At 64.4% G+C, this 14,721-nt stretch carries 13 protein-coding genes; all 13 read left to right on the top strand.

Going from position 1 to position 14,721, the window contains the following annotated elements:
* Nucleotides 1–15 precede the first annotated feature (15 nt).
* The 13 genes from BLT40_RS11425 to BLT40_RS11365 all read left to right on the top strand — a co-directional run bounded on the left by BLT40_RS11425 (nucleotide 16) and on the right by BLT40_RS11365 (nucleotide 14,671).
* The gene (locus tag BLT40_RS11425) at nucleotides 16–780 is read left to right on the top strand and encodes an SDR family NAD(P)-dependent oxidoreductase (RefSeq protein WP_090353174.1); all 765 of its coding nucleotides are present in this window, start codon (nucleotides 16–18) and stop codon (nucleotides 778–780) included.
* 101 nt (nucleotides 781–881) lie between these two features.
* A complete protein-coding gene (locus BLT40_RS11420) occupies nucleotides 882–2,276 on the top strand; it encodes a sugar porter family MFS transporter (RefSeq protein ID WP_090353172.1) in 1,395 nt (464 codons plus the stop codon).
* A gap of 368 nt (nucleotides 2,277–2,644) precedes the next feature.
* The gene (locus BLT40_RS11415; protein ID WP_176809152.1) at nucleotides 2,645–3,190 is read left to right on the top strand and encodes a fimbrial protein; all 546 of its coding nucleotides are present in this window, start codon (nucleotides 2,645–2,647) and stop codon (nucleotides 3,188–3,190) included.
* A gap of 72 nt (nucleotides 3,191–3,262) precedes the next feature.
* The gene (locus BLT40_RS11410) at nucleotides 3,263–3,991 is read left to right on the top strand and encodes a fimbrial biogenesis chaperone (RefSeq protein WP_079521254.1); all 729 of its coding nucleotides are present in this window, start codon (nucleotides 3,263–3,265) and stop codon (nucleotides 3,989–3,991) included.
* Nucleotides 3,988–6,585 carry a fimbria/pilus outer membrane usher protein gene (locus BLT40_RS11405; RefSeq protein WP_090353164.1) on the top strand — a complete coding sequence of 866 codons (2,598 nt, stop codon included), beginning with the start codon at nucleotides 3,988–3,990 and terminating at the stop codon, nucleotides 6,583–6,585. The genes BLT40_RS11410 and BLT40_RS11405 overlap by 4 nt, the downstream gene beginning before the upstream one ends.
* A gap of 100 nt (nucleotides 6,586–6,685) precedes the next feature.
* The gene (trbB, locus tag BLT40_RS11400) at nucleotides 6,686–7,654 is read left to right on the top strand and encodes a P-type conjugative transfer ATPase TrbB (protein WP_043696558.1); all 969 of its coding nucleotides are present in this window, start codon (nucleotides 6,686–6,688) and stop codon (nucleotides 7,652–7,654) included.
* A gap of 19 nt (nucleotides 7,655–7,673) precedes the next feature.
* A complete protein-coding gene (locus BLT40_RS11395) occupies nucleotides 7,674–8,093 on the top strand; it encodes a TrbC/VirB2 family type IV secretion system protein (RefSeq protein ID WP_176809151.1) in 420 nt (139 codons plus the stop codon).
* Entirely contained in the window at nucleotides 8,093–8,404 is a 312-nt protein-coding gene (locus BLT40_RS11390) for a conjugal transfer protein TrbD (RefSeq protein WP_043696555.1), read from the top strand. The genes BLT40_RS11395 and BLT40_RS11390 overlap by 1 nt, the downstream gene beginning before the upstream one ends.
* Complete coding sequence (locus BLT40_RS11385; RefSeq protein WP_090353158.1) at nucleotides 8,401–10,938, top strand: VirB4 family type IV secretion/conjugal transfer ATPase; 2,538 nt, start codon at nucleotides 8,401–8,403, stop codon at nucleotides 10,936–10,938. The genes BLT40_RS11390 and BLT40_RS11385 overlap by 4 nt, the downstream gene beginning before the upstream one ends.
* Nucleotides 10,935–11,651: a VirB8/TrbF family protein gene (locus BLT40_RS11380; RefSeq protein ID WP_079521258.1), complete on the top strand. Its 717-nt coding sequence runs from the start codon at nucleotides 10,935–10,937 to the stop codon at nucleotides 11,649–11,651. The genes BLT40_RS11385 and BLT40_RS11380 overlap by 4 nt, the downstream gene beginning before the upstream one ends.
* Before the next feature lie 10 nt (nucleotides 11,652–11,661).
* Nucleotides 11,662–12,558 (top strand): P-type conjugative transfer protein TrbG, encoded by an 897-nt coding sequence (trbG, locus tag BLT40_RS11375; protein WP_090353155.1) that lies wholly within the window; start codon nucleotides 11,662–11,664, stop codon nucleotides 12,556–12,558.
* A 20-nt stretch (nucleotides 12,559–12,578) separates the two neighbouring features.
* Nucleotides 12,579–13,802 (top strand): TrbI/VirB10 family protein, encoded by a 1,224-nt coding sequence (locus BLT40_RS11370; RefSeq protein WP_255364001.1) that lies wholly within the window; start codon nucleotides 12,579–12,581, stop codon nucleotides 13,800–13,802.
* 32 nt (nucleotides 13,803–13,834) lie between these two features.
* The gene (locus tag BLT40_RS11365; protein WP_079521261.1) at nucleotides 13,835–14,671 is read left to right on the top strand and encodes a TrbJ/VirB5 family protein; all 837 of its coding nucleotides are present in this window, start codon (nucleotides 13,835–13,837) and stop codon (nucleotides 14,669–14,671) included.
* Nucleotides 14,672–14,721 lie beyond the last annotated feature (50 nt).

The raw sequence follows: 14,721 nt of genomic DNA, 5'->3' as shown, positions 1-14,721 counted from the left end.
CCATGGAGCCAGCGCATGACCTCGTTCGCTACGTATCCCAGCCTCGTCGATCGTACCGTCGTCATTACCGGAGGTGCCAGCGGCATCGGTGCCTCGTTCGTCGAGCACTTTGCGACCCAGGGTGCGAAAACCGCCTTCCTCGACGTGGCGGCCGATGCTGGCGAAGCGCTCGCGGAGCGACTCGGCGGTGCGCGCCACCGGCCCCGTTTCCTGCGTTGCGACCTGTCGGACGTCGAGGCGCTCCGCCGAGCGATCGCCACGGTCCGCGCGGACCTCGGTCCGGTCGGCGTGCTGGTCAACAACGCGGCAAACGACGTGCGCCATGACATCGCGGACACCACACCCGAGGAATTCGACCGCAGCATGGCCACGAACCTGCGCCACCAGTACTTCGCCACGCAGGCGATCTTGCCGGATATGCGTAGTCTGGGCGGTGGCTCGGTGATCTGCCTCGGGTCGACCGGCTGGATGAAGAAGAACGCCGGCTACCCCATGTACGCGACCGCCAAGGCGGCCATCGAAGGTTTTGTCTATGGCATGGCCCGGGAACTTGGTCGCGACCGTATTCGGATCAACTGTCTGGTGCCCGGCTGGGTCATCACGGACAAGCAGCGCGAGATGTGGCTCGACGAAGAGGGGGAGGAGGAGATTCGCCGCGTGCAATGTCTGCCGGGCCACCTGATGCCCGAGGATCTAGCCCGGGCGGCCCTTTTTCTTGCGGCCGACGACAGCCGCATGTGTACCGGACAGAACTTCATCGTGGACGGCGGATGGGTCTGAAGCGCGGCATAACGTCTCACCCGGAGGCGACGCGACGCATACAGGTCGAACACATGTCGAGGCATCCAATTCAGGTTTCACATACCTGAAGGAACGACCCCATGGACGCCCCCATTCAGCAAGAGGTGGCCGCCGCGCATCCCAAGGCGGCGATCGTCACGACCTGTATCCTCGCGGCGCTCGCCGGCCTCATGTTCGGCCTCGACATCGGCGTGATCTCCGGCGCCACGCAGTTCATCCAGGCGGAGTTCAAGGTCAGCGATCACATGATCGAGTGGATCGTCAGCTCCATGATGGCTGGCGCGGCGATCGGCGCGCTGGGTGCCGGCTGGATGTCGGCATCCCTGGGGCGCAAGCGCTCGCTGATCTTCGCGGGCATCGTTTTCATCGCCGGGTCGCTCTTCTGCGCCGTCGCATGGTCGCCCGCGATCCTGATCGTGGCTCGCCTGGTCCTGGGCGTCGCGATCGGTGTCGCCACCTTCACCGCGCCGCTCTATCTCGCGGAAGTGGCGCCGGAAAAGATTCGCGGCGCGATGATCTCCACCTACCAGCTGATGATCACCACGGGCATCCTGCTGGCCTTCCTTTCCGACACGGCCTTCAGCGCCAGCGGTAACTGGCGCTGGATGCTCGGCATCATCGCCGCGCCTGGCGTGCTCTTTCTCATCGGCCTGTTCTTCCTGCCGGACAGCCCGCGCTGGTTGCTGATGCGCGGTCGCCGTGAGGACGCGCAGATCGTCCTCGCGAAACTTCGCGGCGATGAGGCGGTGGTCAAAAAGGAAATCGCGGCGATCGACGAGCAGCTCAAGACGAAGCAGCACGGCTGGAGCATGTTCAAGGAGAACGCCAATTTCCGTCGCTCCGTCGGCCTGGGCGTGCTCCTGCAGGCGGTCCAGCAGTTCACCGGTATGAACGTGGTGATGTACTACGCGCCGCGCATCTTCAAGGACATGGGTTACGACACGCACGCGCAGATGTGGTTCACCGCGGCGGTCGGTCTGACCAATGTCCTCGCTACGCTGATCGCCTTCGCCTTCGTCGACCGGCTGGGCCGCAAGCCCATCCTGTATGCCGGCTTCACCATCATGGCCGTGGGCCTGGGCGTGGTGGGAACCATGATGGGTCTGGGCATCAACTCGCGCGGCGAGCAGTTCTTCACCGTGGGCATGCTTCTGGTCTTCATCGTCGGCTTCGCGATGTCCGCCGGCCCGCTGATCTGGACGCTGTGTTCGGAAGTCCAGCCCCTGAAGGGACGTGACTTCGGTATCGCCGCGTCGACGTTCACCAACTGGGTCACCAACATGATCGTCGGTGCCACGTTCCTGAGCCTGCTCAGCGGTATCGGCAACGCCCAGACCTTCTGGCTGTACGCGGCGCTCAATGCGCTCTTCATTTTCGTCACCTTCTTCCTGGTGCCGGAGACCAAGGGCGTCACCCTCGAGGAGATCGAACGCAACCTGATGAGCGGCAAGCCGTTGCGCAAGATCGGTCAATAAACAACGTCATCCGGTAGGAGCGCGCCTTGCGTGCGAAAAGCCAACGGAGCGGTGAAGGTGTACCACGTCTGCGCTTCGTTGGCTTTTCGCGCGCAGGGCGCGCTCCTACATGGCGTCGTTCGCCTAGCACGTCGTGAGATGTCGTGTCATGAGAATCGTGCCCATTCCCGACCGCCGGCGTACGATAGATCCGAAAAAAAACGGATTTTTGAGTTTTATTCCATATGCCATGTCGGAGATATCCGACAGACTTCTCAGAGCGCTCGCGTAGTCGAGCTCGGCTGCGTGATGCGCGGGGTGACCCCGTGTCTCCCCAGGCCGGCGGTCCCGCAGGGACCGCTTCTCAAGATCTGAAAAGGGTTAATTGGATGAACCTCAAAGCAATCACTTCCGCGCTGCTCATCGCGGGTCTCGCCGCTCCGTCGGCGTTCGCCTCGACGGGCACCATCACGTTCACCGGCTCCATCACGAACGTCACCTGCACGGTCGACGGCGGTGCGCCGGGCAATGGCCCGGACTTCACCGTCAACATCGGTGCGGTCAACGCGGCCGACTTCGCCAACGTCGGCGATACCTCGGGTAACACGGGCTACCGCATCTACATCGGTAAAGCCGGCGAAACCACCTGCGCGGATGGGACGAAGGTGTGGGCAAGCTACGACACCGGCTCGACGGTGGATCCGGCCACGGGCGCGCTGAAGACCGTCGGCGCCGCCTCGGGTGTGCAGATTCGTCTGTTCGACAAGAACGGTCAGCCGATCGACATCTGGAACGACAAGCAGGATAGCGTCAAGGAAGTCGTCGTCGGCAACCAGGCCCTGCTGGCCTATTCGGCTTCGTACCAGCGCACGGGAAACATCACGGCGGGTGACGCCAACAGCTCGGTGACCTACACCGTCCGCTTCGAGAACTAAGGAAGGAAGTCGACCGCCGGCCTGGCCGGCGGTCGCACTGTTTACGTGAAGGAACGACTCCGGATGCACGCAATGAAATGGAATCCCGGCCTGCCAGCGTGTGTGCTTGCCGCGCTGCTGCTGCTTGCCCCCGCGCCTGCCGGGGCGGGCGTGGTCATGAATGCGACACGCTATGTCTATCAGGCTGGCGAGAGGGAGATCGCCGTCAAACTGACCAACAAGGGTACGCTGCCCGTGCTTGCCCAGGCATGGATCGACGATGGTGACGCGCGCTCCACGCCCGAGCATGTCGACGTTCCGTTCAACCTGACTCCGCCGATCTCGCGCGTCGAGTCGGGCAAATCGCAAACCCTCCGTATCTCGTTCACCGAAGGGACGGTGCCGGGCGATCGTGAATCGCAGTTCTGGCTCAACGTCCTCGAAGTGCCACCCAAGGCCGAGAGCGCCGGCGACGCCAATACGATCCAGCTCGCTTTCCGTTACCGCCTCAAACTGTTTTATCGACCCAAGGGCCTGAAGGGCTCGGCCGCCGCGGCCGCGGAAGACCTGTCGTGGGGCTTGTCGCGCGACGGGGTGTTGTCGGTCACCAACCACAGTGACTATCACGTCAGCCTCAACGAGCTTCGCCTCGTTTCCGAGGGCGAGACCATCGAAGCCGAGCCCTTGTCGATCGCCCCGCACGCGTCGCTTTCGCCGCCGCTGCCGAAGCCGCTGAAAGCGCCTCGTGTCGACGTGCGTTACCAGAGCATCAACGACTATGGCGGCTTCGTGCCGCACAGCACGACGATCGACGCACGATGATCACCGCTGTCCGTCGCCCACGGCTGCCCCGGCGGCCGCTTGCTGTCGCCTTCGCGCTGGCCGGTTGCGCCTCGGCGGACGCGGCCGCCCTCGATCCGGGTGCGCCGCAGGCCGCGTTCAATCCCGACTTCATCCACTCCACCGGTGGTGCGATCGACCTGTCCCGCTTCGAGCGGGGCAATGTGACGCTGCCCGGCGTCTATCAGCCTCACATCCTGCTCAACGGCGAGCCGGTGCCTGGCACCTACGACATCGTCTTCCGTGAGATCGCGGGGAGCGAGAGCGCCAGGCCGTGCTTCGACCGGCCGACGCTTCTGCGTCTCGGGCTCGATACGGAAAAACTCGAAGCGCGCCGTGTCGGCGACATACCCGCACACGATGCGACCTGCGGAACGCTGGACACGATCGTGCCGGGCGCGACGGTCGACTTCGACGAATCCGAACAGATCCTGCGCGTGACCTTGCCGCAGGCCTTTCTCGCCTCACGGCCGCGTGGCTATGTCGCGCCCGAACTCTGGGACGCCGGCGAAAACGCCGCGATGCTCAACTACAACGCCAACACCTATCGCATACGCACGCAGGGGCGCCAGTCGACGGCCAGCTACGTCGGCGTGAATGCGGGCGTCAATCTCGGTGGCTGGCGTATTCGGCACAACGGGGGCCTGGCGGTATCCGCCGGCCGACGCCAATGGCGCAACACGCTGGTGCATGCGCAACACGACCTCACCGATCTGCGCGCCCAGCTCACCGTCGGCGAGACCTATACCGCGGGTGACATTCTCGACAGCGTGCGTATCCGCGGGCTTGGCATCGCCAGCGATCAACGCATGCTGCCCGCATCGCAGCGCGGCTACGCGCCGGTCATTCGCGGCGTGGCCGAGGGCAATGCGCAGGTCACCGTCCGCCAGAACGGCTACGTCATCCACAGCAGTACGGTGGCACCCGGTCCGTTCGAGATCGACGACCTCTACCCCACGGGCTACGGCAGCGACCTCGAAGTCACCGTGACCGAAGCGGATGGCCGCACGAAGACGTCGCTGGTGCCTTATACGGCCGTACCCCAGATGCTGCGCGAGGGCACATCGCGCTTTGCCTTCTGGGCGGGGCAGGTGGACGAGGCGTCCGTCCCGGAAACACCGTTCATCGCCCAGGCGACGATGCAGTACGGCGCGACCGTCAACAGCACGCTGTACGCGGGAGGTACGTTGTCGAACAGTTACGCCGCCGGCCTGATCGGCGCGGCGATGAATCTTCCCTTCGGCGCCGTGGCGCTGGATGTGACCGGCTCTCGCGCGGCGACCCGCTCCGGCCGCGTCCATCGCGGGCTGAGCACACGGCTGCGCTACAGCCGCACGCTGGCCGCGACGGGTACGAGCTTCGGTGTCGCCGCGTATCGATTCTCCACCCGCGACTATCTGGGCGTGACGGACGCGGCCCGCCTGCGCTCGCGTCTCCGACGTGGCATCACGGGCGACCCCGTGGGCGGCGAGCGCAGCCGCTTCGACGCCAACCTCGGCCAGACCGTGGGAACGGGGCGGCTCTCCCTCACCGGCTCCGTCGTCCACTACTGGGGGAGTCGGTCTCGGGGGCTCGATTACACCCTGGGCTATGCGGGCTCACTGCGTTCGGCTTTCTACAACGTGTCATTGCAACGCTCGCGTGTCGGCAGCGCGCTTGGCGGCGTTTTCGGCGGCCGCCCGCGCGGTGGCACGGACACCATGCTCTACGTGTCGTTCAACGTGCCGCTGGGTCGTGCGGCGGCGGCACCGAACGTCGGGCTGTCGTACAACCGGAGCAACGCAGGCGATGGCGCGCTGACGGCGAACATCAACGGCAGGGTCGCCGGCGATGACGACCTGACCTATGCGCTGGCGGCGAGCCGTATCGAAACGCCCCGGCGGGCCGCGCGCAACACCGGTTCGGCCAACCTTGCCTATCGTGGCTACGCCGGTGTCTACCGCGCTGGCGTCAGTCGCTCCGGCGCTGGCTCGAGCCAGTATGCGCTGGGCGCGACGGGCGCCGTGCTGGCCCACCGCGACGGCATCACGTTCACCCAGGAACTGGGCGAAACCAATGCCATCGTTCACGCGCCGGGAGCCGTGGGCGCGCGCATCGAGAGCCACACCGGCGTGCGTCTCGATCGCCACGGCAACGCGGTGATCCGGGGGCTGCAGCCGTACCAGCTGAATCACGTCGCGATCGACCCGCGCGGGGCGTCGCACGACGTTCATCTGCGCAGCACGAGTGAGGCGGTGGCGCCACGCGCGGGAGCGATCGCGCGGCTGGACTACGAGACCGAGCAGGCGAAGGCGGTGCTCATCCACGCCACCCAACCCGGGGGCGACCCATTGCCCTTCGGTGCGTCCGTCTTCGACGAAGGCGGAAAGACGGTGGGCGTCGTGGGTCAGGGCAGCAAGATCTTCACGCGCGGTGCGCCGGCAGGAGCACGCCTGCGCGTCAGCTGGCCGGGCGGCAGCTGCCGTATCGCCTTGCCACCGTCGCTCGAAAGCCTGCCCTTGCACGGCCTGCATCGTGCGGTGAGATCGCCCTGCGAAGAGGAGGCAGAGATCGCAAGCCGCGATGACGCGTCCTGACGAAACGAACTGAGGTACGGGCAGGGAACGCGCCCGTGACAGAACCGCGTCGCGGTGCGACCACGAAGGTCGCCCCGACGCCACCAGCGACACCATCACCATGGAACAGGGACATGCCGGCGGTCACTCCGCCGTGTTGCGCGAACGGGCGCGCGAAAAACTGATGCGGGATCTCGGCGACTCCTTTCTCAGCGCGTTCGCCGACCCGAAGACCATTGAAATCATGCTCAACGCCGATCACCGCCTGTGGCAGGAGCGCCTCGGTGAGGGCATGCGTTGTATCGGCACGATGCGCCCCAGTCAGTCGGAGGCGATCATCAAGACCACGGCCGGGTATTACGGTAAGGAGATCACGCGCGCACAGCCGGTGCTGGAGTCCGAATTCCCGCTGGACGGTTCGCGCTTCGCCGCGCAATTGCCGCCCATCGTGGCGGCGCCGACCTTCGCACTGCGTAAGAAGGCGGTGTCGATCTTCAGTCTGGCGCAGTACGTTGCCGACGGCGCGATGTCAGCGGCGCACCGCGAGGTGCTGCTCGACGCCATCCGCCTGCACCGGAACATTCTCGTCATCGGCGGCACCGGTTCGGGCAAGACGACGCTGATCAACGCCATCATCCGCGAGATGGTCGAGCTCGATAAGCGCGAGCGCGTCTTCATCATCGAGGACACCGGCGAGATCCAGTGCGCCGCCGAGAACTTCGTGCAGTACCGCACCTCGTACGAAGTCGGCATGACCCAGTTGCTTCGCACCTCGTTACGCATGCGCCCGGATCGCATCCTGGTCGGCGAGGTGCGTGGGCCGGAGGCGCTCGATCTGCTGATGGCGTGGAACACCGGCCACGAAGGCGGCGCCGCCACGCTGCACGCCAACGATGCGCGAGCCGGGCTGTCGCGGCTGGCGATGCTCATCAGCATGCATCGGGATGCACCACGCCCGATCGAGCCGCTGATCGGCGAATCGGTCCATTTGCTCGTTCACATCACGCGCACCCCGAGCGGCCGTCGCGTCCAGGAAATCGTTGCCGTGGATGGCTACGAGGATGGGCGTTATGTGCTGCGTCATCTCTAACTCGAATATGGAGGAAACAATGTCGAATCAAGTCCGGTCACCTATGCGCGGCAAGTTGTACGCAATCGTCGCGATATCGCTCGCAATGTGTCTCTACGCGATACCTTGCTTTGCCGCTGGCGAAACGGATGTGCTTCCGTACGAGAAAGGTATGGAGGTCTTCTATGATTCGATGACCGGTCCGGTGCCGTTCGTGATCTCTCTGGTCGGCATCATCGGTTGCGGAGCCATGCTTATATTCGGAGGCGAGATCAGTGGCTTCCTCCGGACGATGGTTTTCATCATTCTGGTAGTGGCGGTCATCGTCCAGGCGGGGTCGGTCGTCACGATGCTGGGCGGCAAGTGGGGAACCAAAGCGCAGGGCGTAGGGCGGGTTGGTCCGTACCAAAGAGACGTCGACGTAGTCGTGGGAACTTACCTCCGCAAAACGGTGGCGTAATGGCGATCCGCACCGTCCCGATTCGTCGCGCAGGAAACCGTGACAACCTGGTGCTGGGAGGAGACCGCGAACTGGTCATGTTCAGCGGGCTTACCGCCGCTGCACTCATTTTTTCGGCGCAGGAGATGAAAGCGGGCGTCTTCGGTACGTTGTTGTGGTTCGGGGCCTTGTACGCCTTCCGCCTGATGGCCAAAGCCGACCCGAAGATGCGCAAGGTCTACCTGCGGCAACGCCGCTATCGGGAGTACTACCCCCCGCGTTCGACGCCGTTCCGTACGAACGGACCGGCCGAGGAGGCGCAGTACCGATGATGGTGTGGATCATCGCGGGGATGGCGATCGTGGTCGCCATCCTCGTCACCCTGTTGTTGCTGCGCATCCGGCGTCTGGACGCGGAGCCCCGGCTCAATCATTACCGCCCGCACGGGCAGGCCGTGTCGGACCTGCTGAACTACGCGGCCGTGGTCGACGATGGCGTCATCGTGTGCAAGAACGGTGCGCTGATGGCGGCGTGGGTCTTCACGGGCGACGACGCGGCCAGCAGCACCGACGAGCAGCGTGAAACGGTTTCCATGCGGGTCAACCAGGCACTGTCGCGTCTGGGCAACGGCTGGATGTTGCACGTGGACGCCGTCCGGCGCCCCGCGCAGGACTATGCGGACGCCGGACGTTCGGCGTTCCCGGACCCGGTATCCGCCGCCATCGACGAAGAACGGCGGCGTCTGTTCCGCAGTCTGGGAACGACGTACGAGGGCTATCTGGTGATGACCCTGACCTGGTTCCCGCCGCAGGTGGCCCAGCGGAAGTTCGTCGAGATGATGTTCGACGACGACACCGAAGTGGCGGGAAAGGCGGAGCGTACCTATAGCCTCATCGCCGATTTCCAGCGGGAGTGCCGCAGCTTCGAGAGCCGACTGTCCGGCGTCTTCCGCATGGATCGGCTCAAGGGCAACCGGCATACCACCGAGGAAGGGCGCGAGGAAGTCCATGACGACTTCCTGCGCTGGCTGCAGTACTGCGTGACGGGTCTGGATCATCCGATCGCGCTGCCGGCCAATCCGGTCTACGTGGACGCGCTGGTCGGCGGTCAGGAAATCTGGGCGGGTGTGGCGCCGCGTATCGGCCGGCGGTTCGTGCAGGTGGTGGCGATCGAGGGATTTCCGCTGGAGTCCTATCCCGGGATCCTGGCGTCGCTGGCCGAACTGCCGAGTGCCTACCGCTGGTCCAACCGCTTCATATTCATGGACCCGCACGAAGCCCTTCGCGAAATGGAGAAGTTCCGCAAGAAGTGGCGGCAGAAGGTGCGTGGCTTCTTCGACCAGATCTTTCAGACCAGCACCGGCTCCGTGAACTACGACGCGCTGTCCATGATGCACGACGCCGAGGCGGCGATCGCGGAGATCAACAGCGGGCTCGTCGCGCAGGGCTACTACACCAGCGTGGTCGTCGTGTCCGACGACGACCGGTCCAGACTGGAGCGCTCGGTGCGCCAGGTCGAGAAGGCGATCAATGCGCGCGGTTTCGCGGCGCGGGTCGAGACCGTCAACACGATGGATGCCTTGCTCGGCAGCATGCCGGGACACGGCGTGGAGAACGTACGCCGGCCGCAGATCAATACGCTGAACCTCGCCGACCTGTTGCCGTCGTCCACGATCTGGACGGGGCAGGCGGAAGCCCCGTGCCCGATGTACCCACCCTCGTCGCCACCGCTGATGCAATGCGTGACGCAGGGGGCGACGCCGTTTCGCCTCAATCTGCATGTCAACGATCTGGGCCATACGTTTCTCTTCGGTCCGACGGGTTCCGGTAAGTCGACTCACCTCGGCCTTATCGCGGCACAGCTGCGCCGTTATCGCGGCATGTCGCTCTACTGCTTCGACAAGGGCCTGTCACTGTATCCCCTGGTCAGGGCATGCCGCGGGCTGCACTTCGATGTGGGTGGTGACGACGAGACGCTGGCCTTCTGTCCGCTGCAGTTCCTGACGACCAAGTCGGACCGGGCGTGGGCCATGGAATGGATCGACAGCATGCTGGCCTTGAACGGCGTTCAGACCACGCCGGCACAGAGAAACGAGATCGGCAACGCGCTCACCGCCATGCACCGCTCGGGTGCGACCACGCTGTCGGAGTTCGTGCTGATGATTCAGGACGAAGCCATTCGTGAAGCCCTGAGGATATATACGGCGGACGGCGCCATGGGGCACCTGCTCGATGCCGCCCAGGACGGCCTCCGCCTGTCCGATTTCGCGGTGTTCGAGATCGAGGACCTGCTCAACCTCGGCGACAAGTTCGTGCTGCCGGTGCTGCTTTATCTGTTCCGGCGCATCGAGACATCGCTGACCGGGCAGCCGGCGGCGATCATTCTCGACGAGGCATGGCTGATGCTTGGGCATCCGGTATTCAGGGCCAAGATCCGCGAGTGGCTCAAGGTGCTGCGCAAGTCCAACTGCATCGTGATCATGGCGACGCAGAGCCTGTCCGACGCCGCGAACTCCGGGATCCTCGACGTCATCGTCGAATCGACGGCGACCAGAATCTTCCTGCCCAATCCCTTCGCCCGCGACGATGACGCGACGGCACTCTACCGCCGCATGGGTCTGAACACCCGGCAGATCGAGATTCTCGCGACCGCCGTACAGAAGCGGCATTACTACTACATGTCGGACAAGGGGCGTCGTCTCTACGACCTCGCGCTCGGTCCGCTCGCGCTGGCCTTCATCGGCCACACCGACCGCGAATCGATCGCGACCATCCGCACGCTGGAAAGTCGTCACGGCGATGCCTGGGTGCACCCGTGGCTGGAGCTCAAAGGTCTGCGTCTCGAGGACTACGGAGTCATCTCATGAAACAGGGAAAAAGAGCGGGCAGCCTCCGCCCCACGACGGCCACGGGGCTTGCCCATCCGTATCTCAACGCGCGCCGTACCTGGAATTCCCACGTCGGCAGCCTGATCGCGTCGCGCACGCTGTGGCAGGCGGTGGCGCTGATCAGCCTGCTGATCGTCCTCGCCGCCGTCGGCGGGGTGGTCTATATCGGCAGCCAGTCGAAGTTCGTGCCGTACGTGATCGAAGTGAACAAGCTGGGCGAAGCGATGTCCGTGGCGCCGGCCGACAAGGCCGCGAAGATCGATCAGCGCGTGATTCGCGCCTCGGTCGCCGAATTCATCGTCAACGCGCGCACGGTGACGCCGGATATCGCGATGCAGCGCCGGGCCATTTTCAAGGTGTATGCGCTGATGAATGCCGGAAGCGCGTCGACGCGGAAAATGACGGCGTGGCTCAACGGCAATCCGGAAACCAACCCGTTCAAGCGAGCGGAAAAGCAGACCGTGAACGTCGAGATCGTCTCCGCGATCCCCCAGACCGCGACGACCTGGCAGGTGGACTGGATCGAAACGCAGCGCTCACGCAGGGGCGAGGTACAGGGCAAACCGTATCGCATGCGTGCGCTGCTCAACGTCGAGACGCGGCCGATCGCAAGCGACATCAACGAGGAGCAACTGCGCCTCAATCCGCTGGGTATTTATATCTCGGACTACTCCTGGTCCAAGCAGTTCTGACGGGCACGACATGAAAACAGCAGCTACCCTCGCCGCGCTGGCGTGGCTCCTACCGAGCCTTGCCATGGCCACCACCGAGACGGATCTCGCCAACCAGTTCTTTTCCGCGGACAACCCGAAGCTGACCGCGCAGGAGAAGGCCGGGCTCGATATCTCCCGAAAGTGGATCGCGAGCACGTCCGCGTCCGTCAAGCCGGTGGCGGGACCCGACGGGAGTGTCCGCTTCCTGTTCGGCCAGTCGCAGCCGAGCATCGTCTGCGCGGTCATGCAGGTCTGCGACGTCGAACTCGAGCCGGGCGAGCAGGTGAGTTCGGTGAACCTCGGCGACGCGGTGCGCTGGCTGGTCGAACCTGCGTTGTCGGGCGCGGGCGCGACCTCCGTCCAGCACCTCGTGATCAAACCGCTGGACGTCGGGCTGGAGACATCGCTCATGGTGACGACCGACCGGCGCACGTACCACCTGCGTCTGCGCTCGCACCGCACGGAATACATGCCACGTGTGGCGTTCTCCTATCCGGCTTCGGTGGACGCCAAGTGGGCGGCGATGAAGCGTCAGGCCGCGGCCACGCAGGCCGTGAAGCCGACGGTCGTGCAAAAGAAGGAATACCTGGGCGACCTGGACTTCGGCTACCGGATCAGTGGCAATGCGCCGTTCAAGCCGGCGCGTGTGTACAACGACGGCGTGAAGACGATCATCGAGATGCCTTCGACGTTCTCGCAAGGGGAGGCGCCCACGCTCCTTGTCGTGCGCGAGAGCGGCAGCCTGTTCCGGAAGGATGAAGAGGTGATGGTCAATTACCGCCTGCAGGACGGGCGTTACATCGTCGATACGCTGTTCAAGAAGGCGGTTCTGGTGGCGGGCGTCGGCATGGCGCAACGCAAGATCGTCATCGAGCGGCGTGGGTGAGCCAGCGGATGGAGACTCCCATGCCCGAACCCGGTGATGCGGACGGCGAGGCGTCGTCACCGCCGGCCGCGTCCGGTAAGCCTGCGGGCGTCCGGCGCGTGAATAACGTACCGCTGCTGATCATTGGCGGCGTCATGGTCGTGTTCGTCATTCTCGTCACTCTGGTCGCGGCCCAGCGCGGGCAGAAGAAGGAGGAGGATCCTCCGCCCGCGGCGGGTGCGCTTCCCGAGAACAGCCAGCTTCTCGAGCAGATGCTGGCGGGTGGAGCGACGGGCGGACTGGTGCCGGGCGCCGACGAGCAAACCGTGTCGTTTCCCGTCGCGCGGGTCGCGGACCCGGATGCACCGCCGGTGCCTGACCGGAGTGCCGGCAACGGTGTGCCCGACGACACGATGGCCAAAGAGCGCATGAAACTGTTCCAGAGCGCCATGCATGCACGTACCGGCCTGACCAAGCCCGCGGCGCCCGATGTTGCGCCGGTCAAGGAAAACGAAGCCGACAAAGCGCGTGAGGCGGAAGCGCAGGAAGCCCGCGAGCGGGACACGCGCATCCCGGTGCATGCGGAGGGCGACTACAGCGCGTTTGACGGGTCGAGCGCGCGTGCGGCCGGTGCGGATCGCTGGCTGCTCGATTCGGGCATGGAAGCGCCGCGTACGGCGTTCGAACTGCGTGCCGGATCGGTCATTCCGGCGACGATGATCTCGGGCATCAACTCCGAACTTCCGGGCCAGATCATTGCCCAGGTCAGCCAGGACGTGTTCGACACGCCCACCGGCCGCCATCGTCTGGTGCCGCAGGGGTCGCGCCTGGTCGGACGCTACAACCATAAAGTCATCGAGGGTCAGTCGCGGGTGCTGGTGGCCTGGCAGCGAATCGTGTTCCCGGACGGCAAGGCGTTGGATATCGGTGCCATGGAAGGTGTCGATTCGGCGGGATACGCCGGCTTCAGCGACAAGGTGGACCGCCACTACGCACGCATGTTCGCCTCCGCCATCCTGATGTCGGGCATCGCGACAGGGCTCACATCGTCGAGTATCAGGCCCGGGGATGACCCGTTCGGCTCCTCCAGCGCCGTGATGATGCGCGAGAGCCTGGCCCGCCAGGTGGGTGAGGTGGCTTCGAAGATGATCGACAAGAACATGAGTTACGCGCCGGAGCTGAAGATTCGGCCGGGCTACCGGTTCAACGTGATGGCGGTGAAGGACCTGACCTTCAGGCAGGCGTACAAACCGTTCGATTACTGAGCGTCAACCCAACCCAAAGGAGAGGAAGTCCAATGAGAGGACACAGAAAGCTTGCGATCGCCGTCGTCATGGTGGCGGCTGTGGGATGCACAGGTACCGCCTCGGCCGGCGTGCCAGTCATCGACGTGGCGAACCTTGTGATGAATGCCATGCAGAGCCTTCAGCTCAAGAAGATTCAGAAGACGTTGACGAGGAACGATAGCGGGACGATCAATTACTACACGAACAACATCGATAAATCGACGACGAAGATCGACAAATCGACACATAACATCGATAACTCGACCGCGATTACATCGAACAACTCGATCATCAACACCGAGATCGACGCGGATCTGGACTTCACCCTGATCATAAACAAGGGTGGAAACGGGGAGATCATTCCCGTACCCCGGCCGATACAGGAGCTTTTGAAGGAAATTCACGAGCACGGAAAAAGCGATGCTTACGCGGCCCATTTCGGCGATGCGGCCAGTTATTACGGTCGGTCGGGCGACAAAGAGGCGGTGGACGCCGGCTTCGAAGGATCGCGTGCACGCAAGGCGGCCAACAACGCGCTGGTGAAGAGCCTCGATCTGGAGCAGGACCGCATTGCGGACGACGCGCAAGCGCTCAAGGAACTTGCAGGCATGAATAAAGAAGTCAAAGGTCACGCCCGCCAGCTTCAGGTCGCCAACGCCATCGCCGGTTCACAGGCCAACCAGATGCTCGAGATCCGTTCGATGATGCTGGCCTCGGAATCCGCGCGCGCGGCCGAATCCCAGGCTGCCGCCGACAAGGAGGCTCGTGCCATCGCCACGGGCAAACACCTGCGCGAAGGCCTCGACAAGGCGGCGAGCGCGGCGAGCCGTCCGCTTCCCATGCTCTGACCACGACGCGGCGCCATGGCGCCGCTCACCCCTCGATCCTTCAGGTACAC

Origin of the sequence: Dyella sp. 333MFSha, assembly GCF_900102405.1 — a bacterium.
In the GTDB taxonomy this organism is placed as follows: Bacteria; Pseudomonadota; Gammaproteobacteria; order Xanthomonadales; family Rhodanobacteraceae; genus Luteibacter; species Luteibacter mycovicinus.
The sequence above is the reverse complement of the archived record's forward strand: the minus strand, read 5'-3'. Positions and strand labels throughout refer to the sequence as shown.